Raw genomic sequence first — 13,696 nt, 5'->3', positions numbered from 1 at the left:
GCACCGTGTCGGTTGATTGGGGTCATGTGTTCGCGGGCCGCGTGGGCGGCATGACGGCGTCCGAAATCCGGGAACTGCTGAAGCTGATCGATCGTCCGGAGATCATCTCCTTCGCCGGCGGCATCCCCGATCCGGACCTGTTCCCCAGCTCGGCCATCGCCCGCGCCTACGAGAAGATCTTCCAGTCCAACTCCGGTGCCGGCGCCGCCCTGCAATACTCCATCACCGAAGGCTACACGCCGCTGCGGGAGTGGATCTGCAACTACATGGGCGGCAAGGGCGTCAACATCGGGCTGGACGGCGTTCTCATCACCAACGGCTCGCAGCAGGTGCTGGAGTTCGTCGGCAAGCTGCTGATCGGCCCCGGCGACAAGATCGTCGTGACCCGCCCGACCTATCTCGGCGCGCTCCAGGCCTTCTCGCCCTACGAGCCGACCTATCTTTCCATCCCGATGGACGAGGAAGGCCCGGAGATGACGGCGCTGACCGAGGCGCTGGCGCAGAAGCCGAAGTTCTTCTACCTCGTCCCCGATTTCCAGAACCCCAACGGCACCACGGTGACGCTGGCCCGCCGCCACGCCATCCTGGACGCCTGCGAGGCGGCCGGCGTGCCGGTGATCGAGGACACCGCCTATTGCGAGCTGCGCTATGACGGCGAGCATCTGCCGCTGCTGGCGGCGCTGGATTGCGAGCGCAACGGCGGCAAGCTGACCAACGTCATCTTCGGCGGCACCTTCTCCAAGACGATGGTTCCGGCGATGCGCGTCGGCTGGGTCAACGCGGCGCCCGAGGTGGTGAACCGGCTGGTCCTGATGAAGCAGGCCGCCGACCTGCATGCCAGCACGATCAACCAGATCGTCATGCATGACGTCGTCTCGCAGATCTTCGACAGCCACCTCAAGCTGCTGCGCACCCAGTATAAGGAGCGCCGCGACGCCATGCTGGCGGCGCTTGAGGAATACGCCCCGCCGGGCGTCACCTGGACCAAGCCGGAGGGTGGCCTGTTTGTCTGGATCGAGGCGCCGGAGGGTGTCGACGGTACCGAACTGCTGGCCCGCGCCATCAAGGAGGCCAACGTCGCCTTCGTCCCCGGTTCGGCCTTCCACGCCGACCGGTCGGGTAAGAACACGCTGCGGCTGGCCTTCTCCGTCACCAAGCCGGCCCAGATCCGCGAGGGCATCCGCCGTCTGTGCGGGTTGTTGAAGACCGCCGCCTGACGGCTCCGGCTTTTCATCGTCGCCTCTTCGGAACGGCGGCCGCGCTTCGGTGCGGCCGCCGTTTCCGTATCCGGTGGAAACCAAGCGGCGCAGAGCCGGTGTTGCAAAGCCAGTGCGCAACATTTGGAAAAACTGCGGCAAAAAAACTTTGCGAACATTCGCAAAATGGGTTGACCTGCGACCGAGCTTTTGACTAATTTGCCGCTCCCGGCCCCCGCCAGCGGGGCTAAGCCGTTGTTCCGGCGGCATAGCCCAGCAGTCTCGGTCGGTGACAAGTCCAAGGAACCGGGTGCCTTAGAGGAGGCGCCCACATGAGAAGGTCGTGAGCGATGTCCGAACAGAAGCTGACCGGCGCCCAGATCGTCATCAAGGCCCTGAAGGATCAGGGCGTTGACATCATCTTCGGCTATCCCGGCGGCGCCGTACTTCCCATCTACGACGCGCTGTTCCAGCAGAACGACCTCAAGCATGTCCTTGTACGCCACGAGCAGGCCGCGGTTCACGCGGCCGAAGGTTACGCGCGCTCGACCGGCAAGGTCGGCTGCGTGCTGGTGACCTCCGGCCCCGGCGCTACCAACGCGGTGACCGGCCTGCTGGACGCGCTGTGCGACAGCATCCCGCTGGTCTGCCTGTCGGGCCAGGTGCCGACCCACCTGATCGGCAACGATGCCTTCCAGGAAGCCGACACCACCGGCATCACCCGTCCCTGCACCAAGCATAATTACTTGGTGAAGGACGTCGACAATCTGGCCCGCACCCTGCACGAGGCCTTCTATGTCGCGCGCAGCGGGCGTCCCGGCCCGGTGCTGATCGATATTCCGAAGGACGTGCAGTTCGCAGACGGCACCTACGTCCCGCCGGCAGAGGTCAAGCACAAGACCTATCGTCCGCAGGTGAAGCCGGAGATCGCCCGCATCGAAGAGGCGGTGGAACTGATCGCCAACGCCAAGCGGCCGGTCTTCTACACCGGTGGCGGCGTGATCAACGCCGGCCCCTTCGCCGCCAAGCTGCTGACCCAGTTCGTCAAGACCACCGGTTTCCCGATCACCTCCACCCTGATGGGCCTGGGCGCCTTCCCGGCGTCCGAAAGCCAGTGGTTGGGCATGCTCGGCATGCACGGCACGTACGAGGCGAATCTCGCCATGTACGAATGCGACGTCATGATCAACATCGGCGCCCGCTTCGACGACCGCGTGACCGGCAAGCTGTCGGCCTTCTCGCCGGGCTCGAAGAAGATCCACGTCGACATCGACCCCAGCTCGATCAACAAGAACGTCGCGGTCGACATTCCGATCGTCGGTGACTGCGGCGCCGTGCTGGAAGACATGCTGCGCATCTGGAAGGCGCGCGCCAAGTCGCCGGACAAGGCCGCGCTGAAGGAGTGGTGGGGCAAGATCGAGGGCTGGCGCGCCCGCAACTGCCTGAACTACAATCGCACCGAGTTGGTGATCAAGCCGCAATATGCGCTGGAGCGCCTGCGCGAGGCCCTGCGCGGCAAGGACCACTACATCACGACGGAAGTCGGCCAGCACCAGATGTGGGCCGCCCAGTTCCTGCCCTTCGACCAGCCCAACCGCTGGATGACCTCGGGCGGGCTCGGCACCATGGGCTACGGCCTGCCGGCCGCCATCGGCGCCCAGTTGGCCCACCCCGATGCCATCGTCGTCGACGTGTCGGGCGAAGCCAGCTTCCTGATGAACATGCAGGAGATCGGCACCGCCGTGCAATACCGCGCGCCGGTCAAGATCTTCATCCTGAACAACCAGTATATGGGCATGGTGCGCCAGTGGCAGGAACTGCTGCACGGATCGCGCTATTCCCAGAGCTACTCCGAAGCCCTGCCGGACTTCGTGAAGCTGGCGGAATCCTGGGGTTGTGTCGGCCTGCGCGCCACCACGGTGGCCGAGGTCGATCAGGTGATCGAGAAGATGCTGGCGGTCACCGACCGCCCCTGCATCATCGACATCGCCGTCGATCCGAAGGAGAACTGCTTCCCGATGATCCCGGGCGGCAAGGCCCACAACGAGATCCTGTTCGGTCCGGACGACAGCCCGTCCGACGCCACGCCGGAAGACGGCATGGTGCTGGTCTGATCGGCTGACGACGAACGAACAGGAGGGACGGGTCTCATGGAAAACGTGATCGAAAAGCACACCATCGCCGTGCTGGTGGACAACGAGCCGGGCGTTCTCGCCCGCGTCATCGGGCTGTTCTCCGGCCGCGGCTACAACATCGAAAGCCTGACGGTGGCTGAGGTGAACAACGCCGACCACCTGTCGCGCATCACGCTCGTCACCTCCGGCACCCGGATGATCATCGAGCAGATCAAGGCGCAGTTGAGCCGGCTGGTTCCGGTCCACCGCGTCCATGACCTGACCGACGAGGGGCCGGCGGTGGAGCGCGAGTTGGCGCTGGTCAAGGTCGCCGGCACCGGCGACAAGCGGATCGAGGCGCTGCGCCTCGCCGACATCTTCAAGGCCAAGGTGGTGGACGCCACGCTCACCAGCTTCGTCTTCGAGCTGACCGGCACCACCGAGCAGGTCGACGACTTCGTCGGCCTGATGACCCAGCTCGGACTCGTGGAGGCCAGCCGCACCGGCGTGGTCGCCATGTCGAAGGGGCCGGCGGCCTTCTAAGGCGCCGCTCCCGCAGAACAGCATTCTGCGAAAGATTGGGGCGGCAAAAACGCAAGGAAGCTTTGCATTTTGCCGTTCCATCGAGCGATTGTTTCTCTTGACGCGCGGCTTTGCTCAATGGAGTAATCCGCCGCAGGAAACGCACTCTGTCTTCGTTCGTTGTGAATTCAAGGAACCATCTCCATGCGCGTCTATTACGATCGTGATGCCGACGTCAACCTGATCAAGGGCAAGAAGGTCGTCATCGTCGGCTACGGCAGCCAGGGCCACGCCCACGCCCACAACCTGCGTGACAGCGGCGTGAAGGACGTGCGGATTGCGCTCCGCCCGGGTTCGGCCACCATCAAGAAGGCCGAGACCGCCGGCTTCACGGTGATGACCCCGGCCGAAGCCGCCGCCTGGGCCGACGTCGTGATGGTTCTGACCCCGGACGAGCTGCAGGCCGACCTGTACAAGGACGATCTGGCCCCGAACATGAAGCAGGGCGCCGCCCTGGCCTTCGCGCACGGCCTGAACATCCACTTCAACCTGATCGAGGCCCGCGCCGACCTCGACGTGTTCATGATCGCGCCGAAGGGCCCCGGCCACACCGTGCGCAGCGAATACCAGCGTGGCGGCGGCGTGCCGTCGCTGGTCGCCGTTCACCAGAACGCCTCGGGCAACGCGCTGGACATCGCCCTGTCCTACGCCTCGGCCAATGGCGGCGGCCGCGCCGGCATCATCGAGACCACCTTCAAGGAAGAGTGCGAGACCGATCTGTTCGGCGAGCAGGCCGTGCTCTGCGGCGGCCTGACCGAGCTGATCCGCGCCGGCTACGAGACGCTGGTCGAGGCGGGCTACGCGCCTGAGATGGCCTACTTCGAGTGCCTGCACGAAGTGAAGCTGATCGTCGACCTGATGTACGAGGGCGGCATGGCCAACATGCGCTACTCGATCTCCAACACGGCCGAATACGGAGACTACCGCACCGGCCCGCGCATCATCACGCCCGAGACCAAGGCCGAGATGAAGCGCGTCCTGACCGACATCCAGGAAGGCCGCTTCGTCCGCGACTGGATGCTGGAATGCAAGGCCGGCCAGCCGTCCTTCAAGGCGATCCGCCGCCGCAACGCCGAGCACGAGATCGAAAAGGTCGGTGAGAAGCTGCGCGCCATGATGCCGTGGATCGCCGAGCGCCGTCTGGTCGACAAGTCGAAGAACTGATCCGGCGAAAGCCTGTCGGTTCGATGAAAAGCGCGTCCCTTCGGGGGCGCGCTTTTTATTTGGCTTTCAGATGCTCCGGCGTGACGCCGAAAATCGTGTCGAATTCCTTGCTGCCGGCCTCGGTGATCGTCACTGCACGGCTGTCGGGACTGCGTGCGATCCAGCCGCGCTCCAGCGAACATGTCAGCAGGGCTGCGCCCAGCCTTCCGGCCAGATGGTGCCGCCGCTCGCTCCAGTCCAGGCAGACCCGACACAGGGGCCTGTGGCGTCCACCGGCGTCGGGAATTGCGAGACCCAGGCCGCCCAGGAAATCGCGGCCGTCGTCGGTGACCAGGGCGCCGCCGTCGCCAAGGATAACGAATCCACGCTCGTTCAGCCTGTCGGCCAGTTTCGTGCCGAGCCGTCCGGCGAGATGGTCGTAGCAGGTGCGGGCGGTCCGCAGCGCCTCGTCCTTCGGGCCGGGCGGCCGGTGGCGCCGCGGGCCGGCGGCGGCCACCGCCATCAGGCTCTCCATCGCCTGGGCGATGTCGGGGGAGGCCAGCCGGTAATAGCGGTGCCGGCCCTGGCGTTCCATCGCCAGCAATCCCGCCTCGCTCATTTTGGCAAGGTGACCGCTCGTGGTCGCCGCTCCGACACCGGCATGCCAGGACAATTCGCCGGCGGTCAGCGCCTGCCCGCCCATCAGGGCGGAGAGGATGTTCGCCCGCGCCGGATCGCCGATCAGCGCGGCGATGGTGGCGATGCCGTTGGCGGAGGCGAGGGGGAAGGGCGGGCTGGTCATGGCCATCAGTTTAGGCCCCGTCGCCGGCCCCGTCAGCCGCCGACGTTTCGTCCGCCGCCGAAGCGTTTGCGGCGGGCTCTCAAGGGCTCGGCTGTCATGGTGGTCCCCTTGCAGACCGATGGAGCCATCATGACCAGTCTTCCTGCCCCCGATACCGCAGCTTCGCGGCCCGATCTGCGTGTCGAGCTTTCCTTGCTGCTGGCCCTCGCGACCTTGTGGGGCGCGTCCTACAGCTTCATCCGCATCGGCGTCGAGACGATCCCGCCGCTGACCTTCATCGCTGGGCGGACCTTGATCGCCGGAGCCATCCTGCTGGCGGTCATCCGCTGGCGCGGCCTGTCCCTGCCGCGGGAAGGGGCTGTGTGGAAGCGGTTTCTCCTTCAGGCCTGTCTGAACAGCGTTCTCCCTTTTACCCTGATTGCCTGGGCCGAACAGACGGTCGATGCCGGGTCCGCAGCGATTCTCAACGCGACCACACCGATCTTCGCCTTCCTCCTCACCCTCCTGTTGACCCGGCACGAGGCCGTGGGCTGGCGGAAGGCGATCGGTGTGTTCGCCGGTCTCGGTGGAACGGTGCTGATCATCGGGACGGGGGCCATCGACGGCATCGGCCACGATCTGCTGGCACAAGGAGCCATCGTCCTCGCCACGATCTGCTATGCCGGAGCAGCCATCTTCGGCCGTATGTTCAAGGGGCTGGATCCGATCATGCCGGCCGCCGGGTCGTTGCTGTGCGGGGCTGCGCTGTTGCTGCCGGTCAGTCTGGCGGTCGACCGCCCCTGGACCCTGTCGCCGTCACCGGACTTGCTGCTGGCGCTTGCCGGCCTGTCGGTCTTCTCGACCGCGCTGGCCTTCGTTCTCTATTTCCGGCTTGTCCACACCATCGGATCGGTTCCGACAACCGCGCAAGCCTATCTGCGAGTGCCGATCGGGGTGGGAATTGGCGTTCTGATGCTGGGCGAGACGCTGGAGCCGACCATGCTTGCCGGCTGTGCCTTGGTCGTGCTGGGGGTGGCGGCGATGACCATCCCTGTCCGCTCCCGGTCCTGAGCCGATCCGCTCCTCAGCCCCGCGGTTCTCCGAAGCCGGTCGGCGGGGTTTCGGCGACGGCGGCGCGGCCGGGGTCGCGCTTCTGGGTTTCCAGCAGGATGTCGCGGGCAATCGGGGCCGCCGCGGTGGAGCCGCCGCCGCCATGCTCGACGAACACCGCGCAGGCGTAGCGCGGCGCCTGGATCGGCGCGAAGGCGACGAACAGCGCGTGGTCGCGCTCGCGCCAGGGCAGGTCCTCGTTCTTCTTCACGCCGGTGTTGCGCTCGGCCATGGTGATGCGGCGGACCTGGGCGGAGCCGGTCTTGCCGGCCATCTCATAGCCGACCTCGGTGATGCGCGACTTGAAGGCGGTGCCGTTGGGGGCGTTGGTCACCTCGGTCATGCCGCGCAGCACGATGTCGAGGTTCTCCTTCTTCACACCGATGCTGGGCCAGGCCGTCTGCTCGCCGCTGACCGTCTTGATCTGTTTGGTCAGGTGCGGTTTGACCGCATAGCCGCCGTTGGCCAGCCGGCAGGTCATCACCGCCAGTTGCAGCGGCGTCGTCAGCACATAGCCCTGGCCGATGGAGGCGACCAGCGTCTCGCCCATGTCCCAGTTCTTGCCCAGCGTCGCCTTCTTCCAGGCGATGGACGGGATCAGGCCGGCGCGCTCGTGCGGCAGGTCGATGCCGGTGCGGCTGCCCAGGCCGAACCGATTGGACATCTCGGCGATGCGGTCGATGCCGATCCGCCGCGACACGTCGTAGAAGAACACGTCGCAGGAATGGCGCAGCGCGCCGACGAAATCGATGGTGCCGTGCCCGCCGCGCTTCCAGCAGTGGAAACGGTGGTCGCCCAGCTCCAGATGGCCGGGGCAGAACACCGTGTGCCGGTTGCTGACCACCCCCGATTCCAGTGCCGCCAGCGCCGCCATCATCTTGAAGGTGGAGCCCGGCGGATATTGTCCGACCACCGCCTTGTTGTTCAGCGGCGTCGCCTGGTTGGACAGCAGCTCTTCCCACAGTTCGGCGCTGATGCCCATGGTGAACTGGTTGGGGTCGTAGCTGGGGTGCGAGCACAGGGCATAGATGCCGCCGGTGTGGACATCCATCACCACGGCCGAGGCGCTGACCTCCTGCGACAGCCGCTCCTGAACGAAGCGTTGCAGGGCCATATCGATGGTCAGCTGCACCTCGCGACCGGATTGGCCCTCGTCGCGGGACAATTCGCGGATGACGCGGCCGACCGCATTGACCTCCAGCTGGCTGGTGCCGGCGGTGCCGCGCAGCACCTTTTCGTGGAACTTCTCGATGCCGGCCTTGCCGATGCGGAAGCCGGGCAGCGACAGGACGGGGTCGCTGGTTGCCGCTCAGCTCCGACTCCGAGACGGCGCCGACATAGCCCAGGATATGGGCGGTCCAGTCCGCCTGCGGGTAATAGCGCAGTTCGCCCACCTCGATGGACACGCCGGGCAGGTCGGGGGTGTTGGTCTCCAGCGTCGCCACCTGTTCCCAGGTCAGGTTCTCGCGCACGGTGACGGGAACGAAGCGGCGCTTGCGGTGCAACTCGCGCAGCACGCGGCGGCGGTCGCCATCGGTCAGCGGCACGATGCGGGAGATCTTGTCGAGCGTCTCCTGGATGTTGTGGGTGCGCTCCGACACGACGACAACGCGGTAGTTCTGCTGGTTGACCGCCAGCGGCACGCCGAAGCGGTCTACGATGTTGCCGCGGGACGGCGCGATCAGCCGCAGGCTGATGCGGTTCTCCTCCGCCAGCATGGTGTAGCGCGCCGATTCGACCACCTGCAGGTAATAGAGCCGACCGACCAGTGCGGACAGGCCGGCCAGCTTGATACCGCCCAGCACCAGGGCGCGGCGCGCCAGCAGGCGGGAACGGTCGGTGTCGCGATCGATCGAACTCATGAGACCCGTCGACCCTTTACCCGTTCAGGAACGCGCGATGGACGCGGATCAGCAGCCAACCCACCGCAGGAAACACCGCCACCGTCAGCAGGCCCTGAAACAGGGCCGGCAGGATCGACAGCGTGACGGCGTCGAGCACCGAAAAAGCCAGCCATTGCAGCAGGACGGCACCCGCCATCACCAGCGTGAAGCCAAACCACAACAGGGCGAAGGTGCTGGCCAGGAACACCCGGCGCTGGTTCAGGACCGCCCATTGGGCGACGACCAGCAGCAGGGCATTGACGCCCAGCGGTCCGCCGATCAGGAAATCCTGAAGCAGTCCGATGAGAAAGGCCACCCCCGGACGCATCAGGTCAGGCCTGTGGATCGTCCAGTAATAGACCGAGACCAGCGTCAGGTTCGGTGCGACCGGGGCATAGCCGGGGACCGGCAGCGGGATCATGCCGACCAGCACCATCATCACCGTGACGGCGAAGGGCGCTAGATTGCGCCCGGTCTTGTCCACTTTCTGCCAGAAGGTCGCCGTCATGACGGCAATCCCCCGGTTGGCGGACCGTCCGTCCGGCTCACGTCCAAAACCAGCTCACTTCCACATCCACTTCACTTCGAATCTGGCGACGGGTCCAGATCGGTGCTCGGCAGGCCGAAATCCACCAGACGCAGATGCTCGACGCGTGACAGGTCGGCGCTGGGCAGGACGCGGATGCCGCGCTCGCTGACCGCGGTCACCACGCCCACCGGCAGGCCGGGCGGGAAGAGGCCGCCGTCGCCGGAGGTCACCACCCGCTCGCCCACCTGGATCGGCGAGTCCGGCGGCAGATAGAGAAGCTTGGCCTGATCGGAATTGTCGCCGGCGAGGATCGAGCGCTGGCGCGTGTTCGACAGGATCACCGGAATGCGGGCGTTGATGTCGGTCAGCAGCAGGACGCGGGACGACCATTCGCCGACCTCGATCACCCGGCCGACCAGACCGGCGCCGGCGAGCGCCGCCTGACCCTTGCGCACTCCGTCGCGCTTGCCGGCGGTGACCACCAGTGTGCGGACGAAGGAACTGCCGGGGGTGGCGATGACGCGGGCGGCGATGTAGTTGACCGACGGTTCCGGGCGGACCCGCAGCAGACTGCGCAGACTGTTGTTCTCCGACTCCAGCCGCAACGCGGCCTGCTTCCATTGCAGAAGCCGGGCGTTCTCGGCCTTCAGCCGCTGGTTCTCGTCGAAGGCGTTCTCAAGCTCCACCGCGGATTCGACCACGCGTGCCGCGGTGGCGGCGGGGCGGGAGATGGCGTCCAGGATGGGGGCGAAGGCATCGGTCACGCGTGCGCGTGCGCTGTCGACCGAGACGGACTCGATCTTGCCGACCATCATCAGGGCGATGGAGGCCAGCACGAGCAGAAGGAAGGAGAATCGCTGCGCGAGAGCCCGCAAGGGGGCGGCAAGGCGGATGACGGAGCCGGATGAGCGTGGCTTCACAGGAAATTCCCGTCCAGATACGCGGTCCGTCTCCGGTCCTCACCGCCAGGGGTGGGCAGGGGACCGGAGGCCTTCCAACCAGGGATACACCAATCAGTAGGCGCTGACCAAGACGTTTCGCAGCGTCTTCATCTCCTCCAGCGCGCGGCCGGTGCCGAGCGCCACGCAGGAGAGCGGATCGTCGGCGATCGACACCGGCAGGCCGGTGGCGTGGCGCAGGACGAAGTCCAGATTGCCCAGCAGGGCGCCGCCGCCGGTCAGCACGATGCCCTTGTCGACGATGTCGGCGGCCAGCTCCGGAGCGGTGTGCTCCAGCGCGACCTTCACCGCCTCGACGATGGCGGAGACCGGCTCTGCCAGCGACTCGGCGATCTGGCGCTCGGAGATGATCAACTCCTTCGGCACGCCGTTCATCAGGTCGCGGCCCTTGATCTCCAGGATGCGGCCTTCGCCGTCCTCAGGCGGACAGGCGGAGCCGATTTCCTTCTTGATCCGCTCGGCGGAGCCTTCGCCGACCAGCAGATTGTGGCTGCGGCGGATGTAGCCGATGATGGCCTCGTCCATCTTGTCGCCGCCGACGCGCACCGAGCGCGAATAGACGATGCCGCCCAGCGACAGCACGGCCACTTCGGTGGTGCCACCGCCGATGTCGACGACCATCGAGCCCGTCGGTTCGGTCACTGGCAGCCCGGCGCCGATTGCGGCGGCCATCGGCTCCTCGATCAGGAAGACGCGGCGGGCGCCTGCGGCCTCCGCCGATTCCTGGATCGCCCGGCGTTCCACCGCGGTCGAGCCCGACGGCACGCAGATGATGACCTGCGGGCTGGCGAAGCTGCGGCGGTTGTGAACCTTGCGGATGAAATGTTTGATCATTTCCTCCGCGACTTCGAAATCGGCGATGACGCCGTCGCGAAGCGGCCGGATGGCCTGGATGTTGCCGGGGGTGCGGCCAAGCATCATCTTCGCCTCGTCACCGACGGCGAGAACCTGCTTTTTGCCGCGCACGTTGGCGATGGCGACGACGGACGGTTCGTTCAGGACGATGCCGCGGCCCTTGACATAGACCAGGGTGTTGGCCGTCCCCAGATCGATCGCCATGTCGGCGGACAGCACGCCGAGCAGTTTGGAGAGCATGGAGCTGACGAACTCTATCAAAGCGGTTGAGACGGCCGAGCCGACGGACTGGCATAGCATGCCCGCCAACGGTTCCATAGTCGAATGCGCCCGCACGCTCAAGCGGAGAGTGCGCCCGGCAGCCCTGATGCCTGCTGTGGACAGGGTCCCCGGCGAACCGGAGACCGCCGCGGCATGGCGTCTGGTGATGGGCACAGTGGCGGGTTAGGGTTAATAATCCGTCAACGGGCCCAAACCCTGCGGCAAAGCCCATTCCGATCCGCTGAAAACCCTGCTGGCCGGCGTGACGGTGAAGTGTCTATCCCTGTCGTTGCTGCGCCGCAATAGACATTTGACAGACGAGACGAAGGAACATCGTGACTTATCAGTGATGATCCGCCGTGGATTTCGACCCAACTTTCTCCTCGGGCTTGGCAGCATGGCCGTGATGACCTTCGAGCCGGTCCATGCAAGCCAGCAGAACGCCGGAAATCACGAAGGTCATATGAATGATGACCAGCCACATCAGCTCGTCGCGCGAGGTCTGGGCTAGGTTCATGAAGGCTTTCAGCAGGTGGATGCCCGAGATGGCGACGATGGAGGCGATCAGTTTCAGCTTCAGCCCGCCGAAATCGACCTTACCCATCCAGTCCGGCCGGTCTTCATGATTGGCGACGTCGATCTTGGAGACGAAGTTCTCGTATCCCGCGAAGATCACCATCAGCAGAAGGTTGCCGGCGAAAGACAGGTCGATGAGCGTCAGCACGCCCAGGAGCACGTCCTTTTCGCTCATCTCCAGCACATGCGGGATCATGTGCAGGATCTCCTGCGTGAACTTCACCAGCAGCGCGGCCAGTGAAACCACCAGCCCGAGATAGAAGGGCGCGAGCAGCCAGCGGCTGGCAAAGATGATCTGTTCAAAGCGGCGTTCGATCATGGCGGGTTTCGGCACGTCGTTGGGGAGGGGGATAGGGACCATGTGTCGCAATGCTGCGCCGCAAAATCAATCGGACAGTTTCTTCCGCATGCGCGAAGTGAGGGAGGGCTGCCCTAGGTCATAGGCGCTGTCATCGTACCGTAACGTCCCGGCGCTATGGTGGCGGCCTGGAACGAGACCGCCGGGAAGGGTTTGGCGACCATGAAGACCTCCGCTCCGCACATCGTGTCCGCGTTCGAGGACGCGCTGAAGCGGCTGAAATCCGCCATCGTGCAGATGGCCGGCGCTGCGGAGACGCAGATCGACCAGGCCCTGACCTGCCTGGCCCAGCGCAACCCCGAACTTGCGCGGGAGATCGTGGAGTCGGATGCCCGACTCGACTCCTTTGAACATGACATCGAAGCCCACTGCATGCGCCTGCTGGCGCTGCGCCAGCCGGTCGCCGACGATCTGCGCGAGGTGATCGCGGCTTTGAAGATCGCCGGCAACCTTGAGCGCATCGGCGACCATGCGGCCAACACCGCCAAGCGCGCCGTCGCCATCTTCAGCCTGCCCGACTCCGGGTCGATGGCGGGGCTGCCGCAGCTCGGCCGGCTGGTGCGCGAACGGCTCAGCGCCGTGATCGACGCCTATGTCGACAATGACGGCGAGGCCGCCCTGCGGATCTGGCGCACAGACGACGAGGTGGATGCACTCTACACCAGCCTCGTTGCGGAAGTGGAACGGTCAGCTCTGGCGGCGCAGGACCAGTTCACGGCGCACATGCACCTGATGATGATCGCCAAAAACCTTGAGCGCATCGGCGACCACGCCACCAACATCGCCGAGGTCGTCTATTTCGTCAGCACCGGCCAGACCCTGCTCGAAGAGCGTCCCAAGGCCGATCATTCCTACGACCCGGTCCGCTGAAAGCGGAGCGCCGCATGGCATAAGGCCGTTGTGCGGCGCTCCACCGCGCCTATGGGGGATGGTAATTGCGTTGCGGAGTGATCACGTTAGCGTAACGATGCTTTCGTCACCCGCACACGAGACAATACCTCCCTGATGACCGACGACCTGATCCGCCTCTATGCCGCCATCCTCGACCGCCAGCAGATGGACCCGGCGCATTCCAAGACCGCGCGGCTGATCGCCGCCGGGCCGAAGAAGATCGCCAAGAAAGTGGGCGAGGAGGCGGTCGAAGTGGCGCTGGACGCCATGAACGAGGACCGTCAGGGCGTCATCAACGAAAGCGCCGACCTGCTCTACAATCTTTCGGTCCTGTGGGCGACGCTGAACATCCATCCCGACGACGTGTTCGCGGAGATCCGTCGGCGCGAGGCGCTCTATGGGATCGCCGAGAAGCTGCCGAAGACGGCGCCGGAGCGCTGAGGGCCCTGTATTCGGCA

Annotated in this window: 12 protein-coding genes and 1 pseudogene; 7 read left to right on the top strand and 6 right to left on the bottom strand. The window is 65.7% G+C overall.

Annotation, left to right across the window (positions count from 1 at the left end):
• The first annotated feature begins 5 nt into the window (after positions 1 to 5).
• From ACWPN3_RS19765 to ilvC, 4 genes are all read left to right on the top strand, one after another.
• The gene (locus tag ACWPN3_RS19765; RefSeq protein ID WP_492240882.1) at positions 6 to 1,217 is read left to right on the top strand and encodes an aminotransferase-like domain-containing protein; all 1,212 of its coding nucleotides are present in this window, start codon (positions 6 to 8) and stop codon (positions 1,215 to 1,217) included.
• Between the two features lie 329 nt (positions 1,218 to 1,546).
• On the top strand, positions 1,547 to 3,310 hold the full coding sequence (locus tag ACWPN3_RS19760) for an acetolactate synthase 3 large subunit (protein WP_492240881.1): 1,764 nt from the start codon (positions 1,547 to 1,549) through the stop codon (positions 3,308 to 3,310).
• A 36-nt stretch (positions 3,311 to 3,346) separates the two neighbouring features.
• Positions 3,347 to 3,853: an acetolactate synthase small subunit gene (gene ilvN, locus ACWPN3_RS19755; RefSeq protein ID WP_109096143.1), complete on the top strand. Its 507-nt coding sequence runs from the start codon at positions 3,347 to 3,349 to the stop codon at positions 3,851 to 3,853.
• A 183-nt stretch (positions 3,854 to 4,036) separates the two neighbouring features.
• Complete coding sequence (ilvC, locus tag ACWPN3_RS19750; RefSeq protein WP_098739341.1) at positions 4,037 to 5,056, top strand: ketol-acid reductoisomerase; 1,020 nt, start codon at positions 4,037 to 4,039, stop codon at positions 5,054 to 5,056.
• Positions 5,057 to 5,111: 55 nt separating this feature from the next.
• Here ilvC and ACWPN3_RS19745 read toward each other — a convergent pair whose 3' ends face one another.
• Positions 5,112 to 5,843: an ArsR/SmtB family transcription factor gene (locus tag ACWPN3_RS19745; protein ID WP_492240880.1), complete on the bottom strand. Its 732-nt coding sequence runs from the start codon at positions 5,841 to 5,843 to the stop codon at positions 5,112 to 5,114.
• A gap of 123 nt (positions 5,844 to 5,966) precedes the next feature.
• Between ACWPN3_RS19745 and ACWPN3_RS19740 the strand changes: the two genes are divergently transcribed.
• Positions 5,967 to 6,887 (top strand): DMT family transporter, encoded by a 921-nt coding sequence (locus tag ACWPN3_RS19740; protein ID WP_492261694.1) that lies wholly within the window; start codon positions 5,967 to 5,969, stop codon positions 6,885 to 6,887.
• A 13-nt stretch (positions 6,888 to 6,900) separates the two neighbouring features.
• On the opposite strand, the pseudogene mrdA reads toward ACWPN3_RS19740, so the two are convergent.
• The 5 genes and pseudogenes from mrdA to ACWPN3_RS19715 all read right to left on the bottom strand — a co-directional run bounded on the left by mrdA (position 6,901) and on the right by ACWPN3_RS19715 (position 12,308).
• Positions 6,901 to 8,788 (bottom strand): annotated as a pseudogene (mrdA, locus tag ACWPN3_RS19735) (penicillin-binding protein 2).
• A gap of 16 nt (positions 8,789 to 8,804) precedes the next feature.
• Positions 8,805 to 9,317, bottom strand: coding sequence for a rod shape-determining protein MreD (gene mreD, locus ACWPN3_RS19730; protein ID WP_109050854.1), 513 nt, complete (start codon positions 9,315 to 9,317; stop codon positions 8,805 to 8,807).
• Between the two features lie 71 nt (positions 9,318 to 9,388).
• Positions 9,389 to 10,258, bottom strand: a complete 870-nt coding sequence (gene mreC, locus ACWPN3_RS19725; protein WP_109050853.1) for a rod shape-determining protein MreC — start codon at positions 10,256 to 10,258, stop codon at positions 9,389 to 9,391.
• A 93-nt stretch (positions 10,259 to 10,351) separates the two neighbouring features.
• Complete coding sequence (locus tag ACWPN3_RS19720; RefSeq protein WP_012974729.1) at positions 10,352 to 11,392, bottom strand: rod shape-determining protein; 1,041 nt, start codon at positions 11,390 to 11,392, stop codon at positions 10,352 to 10,354.
• A gap of 364 nt (positions 11,393 to 11,756) precedes the next feature.
• A complete protein-coding gene (locus ACWPN3_RS19715) occupies positions 11,757 to 12,308 on the bottom strand; it encodes a TIGR00645 family protein (protein WP_109096138.1) in 552 nt (183 codons plus the stop codon).
• A gap of 201 nt (positions 12,309 to 12,509) precedes the next feature.
• Here ACWPN3_RS19715 and phoU point away from each other — a divergent pair, with 201 nt between their 5' ends.
• On the top strand, positions 12,510 to 13,217 hold the full coding sequence (gene phoU, locus ACWPN3_RS19710) for a phosphate signaling complex protein PhoU (RefSeq protein ID WP_109452377.1): 708 nt from the start codon (positions 12,510 to 12,512) through the stop codon (positions 13,215 to 13,217).
• 135 nt (positions 13,218 to 13,352) lie between these two features.
• Positions 13,353 to 13,679, top strand: a complete 327-nt coding sequence (gene hisE / locus ACWPN3_RS19705) for a phosphoribosyl-ATP diphosphatase (protein ID WP_109096137.1) — start codon at positions 13,353 to 13,355, stop codon at positions 13,677 to 13,679.
• Positions 13,680 to 13,696: the final 17 nt, after the last annotated feature.

The sequence above is a fragment of the Azospirillum sp. UENF 111221 genome (assembly GCF_058780625.1).
Note: the sequence above shows the minus strand (reverse complement) of the source record. Positions and strands in the feature narration are given on the sequence as shown.

Bases quoted from the DNA above. Each gene is read 5' to 3' on its own strand.
- ACWPN3_RS19720 (WP_012974729.1), bottom strand. From the start codon at position 11,392: ATGCTCTCCAAACTGCTCGGCGTGCTGTCCGCCGACATGGCGATCGAT.
- ACWPN3_RS19745 (WP_492240880.1), bottom strand. From the start codon at position 5,843: ATGGCCATGACCAGCCCGCCCTTCCCCCTCGCCTCCGCCAACGGCATC.
- ACWPN3_RS19715 (WP_109096138.1), bottom strand. From the start codon at position 12,308: ATGATCGAACGCCGCTTTGAACAGATCATCTTTGCCAGCCGCTGGCTG.
- phoU (WP_109452377.1), top strand. From the start codon at position 12,510: ATGAAGACCTCCGCTCCGCACATCGTGTCCGCGTTCGAGGACGCGCTG.
- ilvC (WP_098739341.1), top strand. From the start codon at position 4,037: ATGCGCGTCTATTACGATCGTGATGCCGACGTCAACCTGATCAAGGGC.
- ACWPN3_RS19740 (WP_492261694.1), top strand. From the start codon at position 5,967: ATGACCAGTCTTCCTGCCCCCGATACCGCAGCTTCGCGGCCCGATCTG.
- ACWPN3_RS19760 (WP_492240881.1), top strand. From the start codon at position 1,547: ATGTCCGAACAGAAGCTGACCGGCGCCCAGATCGTCATCAAGGCCCTG.
- mreD (WP_109050854.1), bottom strand. From the start codon at position 9,317: ATGACGGCGACCTTCTGGCAGAAAGTGGACAAGACCGGGCGCAATCTA.
- hisE (WP_109096137.1), top strand. From the start codon at position 13,353: ATGACCGACGACCTGATCCGCCTCTATGCCGCCATCCTCGACCGCCAG.
- ilvN (WP_109096143.1), top strand. From the start codon at position 3,347: ATGGAAAACGTGATCGAAAAGCACACCATCGCCGTGCTGGTGGACAAC.